Origin of the sequence: Flavobacterium sp. (genome assembly GCF_044368625.1) — a bacterium.
In the GTDB taxonomy this organism is placed as follows: Bacteria; Bacteroidota; Bacteroidia; order Flavobacteriales; family Flavobacteriaceae; genus Flavobacterium.
On record NZ_JBIPPD010000248.1, the window covers coordinates 1 to 4,260 of the forward strand.

The following is a 4,260-nucleotide window of genomic DNA, read 5'->3' on the forward strand; positions in this document are numbered from 1 at the left end:
TTCACTACTAAATTCGACTCCAAAACTAAAAATATTCATACCCAATAATTTATCTATCAAACAAATATACAAAAATATGAGCAATTACGGATATACATAAATCATATTTGTGTTAAATCAATCGACAAAAGTGAGTAGCCTTTCCAGTTTTTAAAAGGTTGTTTCTTTAGGTATTTTAATTTAAAAAAATAAATCTTTATTTAACAGCGCGAAAAAAATAAATAAAGTTGAGGTTTATTAAAGTATATTAACTTACGAACGGCAAAATGAGTTCAAAAAACGGCTTACAGAATTAATCCTTAAGCCGTTTTTTTGTGTTTTTCTTTTCGTAGAACTAATAGCATTTTTGCCGTAATTTGTATTTACCTATTTAATACTAATTACTGTTATAATTCGGATTTTATTTTATCAAAACTAATGTAAATATCTGCTTTCCGAAAACCTTTCAGGTTTGTTAAAATGGAATATATTACTTATTCATGTGTTGCATTTCAAATAAAAACGTATCTAAATCAACGTTTAAAACCAGTAAGGACAAGGATTTATCTACAATATAACTCACATTTCCCGGAGTGAAACCGAGTGCTAAGGCAAAACGCGTAAGAATTTCTTTTTGACGCGGTCCCAAAACGTGGTCTGCATAAACCATTCGGGACAAATCGTACAAACGCTCCAAACGATGAATGTGTAAATAAGGAGGATTCACGGGATATTTCGTCGGATTCTCCATAATTTCATCGAATTCTTCCTTTGAAATTTCTAATTGTGTTGCCAGCTTGTCTAAAAACAACCGTTCTTCTTCGCTCAAATGTCCGTTTTCCATCGCAACTCTAACAATTGAAGCAAAATGTCCCTTGTTTCTGTTTTTAAATCCGCTATCAAATAATTCTGCAAATGACATAATTGTGTGTTTTTTTTATCTTACAAAGATATAATCTATTTTAAAATTTTAAGGAATAGAGCATTGAAACTTTTGTCGAAAATACATTTTTACTATTTATGAGCCGATACATTTATCATATTCAAAATAAATTGTAAGTTTGAATAGCACAACAGAATTCAAAAAATTAAAAATTATGTCAGAATTTATGCTCTATCTAAATGTAGGTTTGAAACACGTTTTGGATATAAATGCTTACGACCATGTTTTGTTTTTAACCGCATTAGTAGTTCCATATCATTTTAAAGACTGGAAAAAAATCATCACTTTAGTATCTGTTTTTACCTTAGGTCACACCTTAGCGTTGGTGCTTGCGGTTTTCGAAATGGTAAAAATCAATGTTACTTTAGTTGAATTTTTAATTCCCATCACGATATTATGTACAGCGGTTTACAATTTGTTCCAATCAGGAAAAGGAAAGAATAATGCATCAATTTCAGCAGCGGTTTTTGTTACTTTATTTTTCGGAATTATTCACGGATTAGGGTTTTCCAATTATTTCAATTCTATTTTAGCGGGAACTCCAAGCGATAAAATCATACCTATGCTGCAATTTGCCGTTGGAATTGAAATCGCTCAACTCGCAGTGGTCGTAACGGTCTTATTAATATCGTTTATCGTTCAATATTTTATGAGAAATTCCAAACGAAATTGGATTTTAATTACTTCTTCAATAATTATTGGGGTGGTTATACCGATGTTAATTGAAAGTGAAATTTGGAAATAATTATTAATTTAGGTCATTTGTTCCTTATTTTTACAGCTGTTTTACATTAAAATCACATTGATGAATTCCGAGAAATTAACCCGATACGATAAAGCCTATTTGAAGATAGCCCGAGAATGGGGGTCGCTCTCGTATTGCGAACGCAAAAAAGTAGGTGCGATTATCGTAAAAGATCGGATGATTATTTCGGATGGTTACAACGGCACTCCTTCGGGTTTTGACAATTGTTGCGAAGACGAGGCGGGTTTGACCCGTTGGGATGTACTTCATGCGGAAGCAAATGCTATTTTAAAAGTGGCGCGTTCTACCCAGTCGTGCGAAGGAGCTACGCTGTATATCACCTTGTCGCCGTGTAAAGACTGCAGCAAACTCATTCATCAATCAGGAATCAAAAGGGTTGTGTACCAAAACGGATATCGCGACGATTCCGGTTTACAATTCTTAGTAAAAGCAGGAATAGAGGTAGTACAAATTACCGAATTGGAGGATTTATAAAAGATGAAAAATAAGCACAACTATCTTCCCATTTATTTATTTGCAACGCTTGCAATTGGTGTAGTTTTAGGGACTATGCTTAATTTTCCTGTGACTAATTTTTCATCCGCCAACGATCCTACAAACAAGTTGAATCAACTGATTCACCTTATTGATACGGAATATGTGGACAGTGTAAATACAGATTCCATCGTAAATCTTGCCGTAAATGATATTCTAGAGCAATTGGATCCGCATTCTGTTTATATTGAAAAAGAAGAATTGGAAGATATAACACAGAGTATGAAAGGAGATTTTGTGGGAATTGGCATCAACTTTTACATGCACAACGACACATTATCGGTTATAAATGTAGTTGAAAATAGTCCGTCAGAAAAAGCAGGTATTCAATCGGGCGACAAAATTTTATTTGCAGATAAAACCAAACTTTTTGGGCGTAAATTACCCACAGATAGTTTATTTGCGAAACTTAAAGGCGAGAAAGGTTCGAAAATCCAATTGACTGTTTTTAGAAAAATCATCAATAAGAAACTGAAATTAACGGTGCAACGCGATGTCGTGCCGATTAAAAGTGTCGATGTAGGTTTGATGATCGATAATAAAGTGGGGTATATCAAAATCAATAGGTTTGCCGAAACCACGTATGATGAATTTCACAAAGAACTTTTAGCCCTCAAAAAAAAGGCTGCTAAAACCATTATTGTTGATTTAAGGGATAACGGCGGTGGCTATTTAGAGAAAGCCGTCGAAATTGCCGATGAATTTTTGATGCAAGACCAATTGATTGTATTTACAAAAAACCGAAAGGGTCGAGTAGACAAAACATTTGCCACCGGAAAAGGTGATTTTGAAAAAGGAAAAGTAGTAATTTTAATCAATGAAAATTCAGCATCTGCCAGTGAAATATTGGCGGGAGCGATTCAAGACAACGATCGCGGTATTATAATGGGTCGACGTTCGTTTGGAAAAGGATTGGTGCAGCAAGAAAAGTATTTCAACGATGGTTCGGCCGTTCGGTTAACCATTGCACGTTATTATACGCCAACAGGACGATCCATTCAAAAACCTTATGAAAACGGCAGCGAAGACTACAATAAGGAATTTGCACATCGATTTGATAATGGCGAATTGTATTCCAAAGACAGTATTAAAATTGCCGACACCATTCAATTTAAAACGCCAAAAGGAAAAATAGTCTTTGGAGGCGGTGGAATTGTTCCCGATGTATTTATTCCTTTACAAAATGAAGTAGGAGATGAGGGACTTGCTTATTTCATGCAATCGCCGTACGTAGGAAATTTTGTTTTTGAGCAACTAGACAAGAATCGCAACTTGTACAGAGGAATTAGTTTCAATAATTTTATCGCTAAAAATTTGTACTCTGATGTTTATTTTGAAGCCTTTAAAAAATATTTTTCAAAAAACGAGTTTGGGGATTTAGGCTTACTGGCAAAATTTGATCAAAATAAGCCAATGATTCAGCGCTATATTGCAGCCGAATTTGCGCAGCAATTGTATGGTTCCAAGTATTATTACGAGGTAACGTTGCCATTCGATACGATGATTAAGGAGGTTTTAAAAACCGAAAAAAAGTAAAATTTATTTGCGATCAATTGCAATCGTTTTTTTTTGAGAAAACGAAAATCAATTGCACAAAATTTGGTTTTTTCTAAGCATTCCTTCGATTGAAACTCTATGCGATATCCAGCATTGTACAAAACTGTTTTAATTAAATTTGTCAAACATTGACCACGGTTTCAACCAAGGTAGTTAAAAATTTTTATTATTTTTTAGTAATGCTGTCGTGAATTTGGGCCTGTATTCCGTTATTCCAAAGCGTTAAAATATCCGTTGCTACAGATGCGCCACTACCGGCTGCAATGGACAATTGACTTCGCCAACCTGCCAATGTACCTGCTACATATATTCCTTCGGCAACCAAGTGGTCGTTGTTTTTTAACTGAACTCTATTTTTTTCTGGATTCGCTTTTTCGTGCGGAATAACAAAGTGCATCAACCCTTCAATTGCAAAAGTATTCGAAGCATTAATGGCTACAACAATTGTTTTTGTTAAGTATGATTTTTTATTAGTAACAAC

4 protein-coding genes and 1 pseudogene are annotated in these 4,260 nt (G+C 34.3%); 3 read left to right on the forward strand and 2 right to left on the reverse strand.

Annotated elements, in window-relative coordinates:
• Positions 1-469: 469 nt before the first annotated feature.
• The gene (locus tag ACIQ2X_RS14190; RefSeq protein ID WP_396179597.1) at positions 470-901 is read right to left on the reverse strand and encodes a TerB family tellurite resistance protein; all 432 of its coding nucleotides are present in this window, start codon (positions 899-901) and stop codon (positions 470-472) included.
• 175 nt (positions 902-1,076) lie between these two features.
• Between ACIQ2X_RS14190 and ACIQ2X_RS14195 the strand changes: the two genes are divergently transcribed.
• From ACIQ2X_RS14195 to ACIQ2X_RS14205, 3 genes are read left to right on the forward strand one after another with little or no spacing between them, the layout of a single operon-like run.
• Positions 1,077-1,667, forward strand: a complete 591-nt coding sequence (locus ACIQ2X_RS14195; protein ID WP_396179598.1) for a HupE/UreJ family protein — start codon at positions 1,077-1,079, stop codon at positions 1,665-1,667.
• Positions 1,668-1,727: 60 nt separating this feature from the next.
• Positions 1,728-2,162, forward strand: a complete 435-nt coding sequence (locus ACIQ2X_RS14200) for a deoxycytidylate deaminase (RefSeq protein ID WP_396179599.1) — start codon at positions 1,728-1,730, stop codon at positions 2,160-2,162.
• Between the two features lie 3 nt (positions 2,163-2,165).
• A complete protein-coding gene (locus tag ACIQ2X_RS14205; protein WP_396179600.1) occupies positions 2,166-3,758 on the forward strand; it encodes a S41 family peptidase in 1,593 nt (530 codons plus the stop codon).
• Positions 3,759-3,945: 187 nt separating this feature from the next.
• On the opposite strand, the pseudogene ACIQ2X_RS14210 reads toward ACIQ2X_RS14205, so the two are convergent.
• A pseudogene (locus tag ACIQ2X_RS14210) lies at positions 3,946-4,260 on the reverse strand (NAD(P)/FAD-dependent oxidoreductase); the annotation flags it as partial.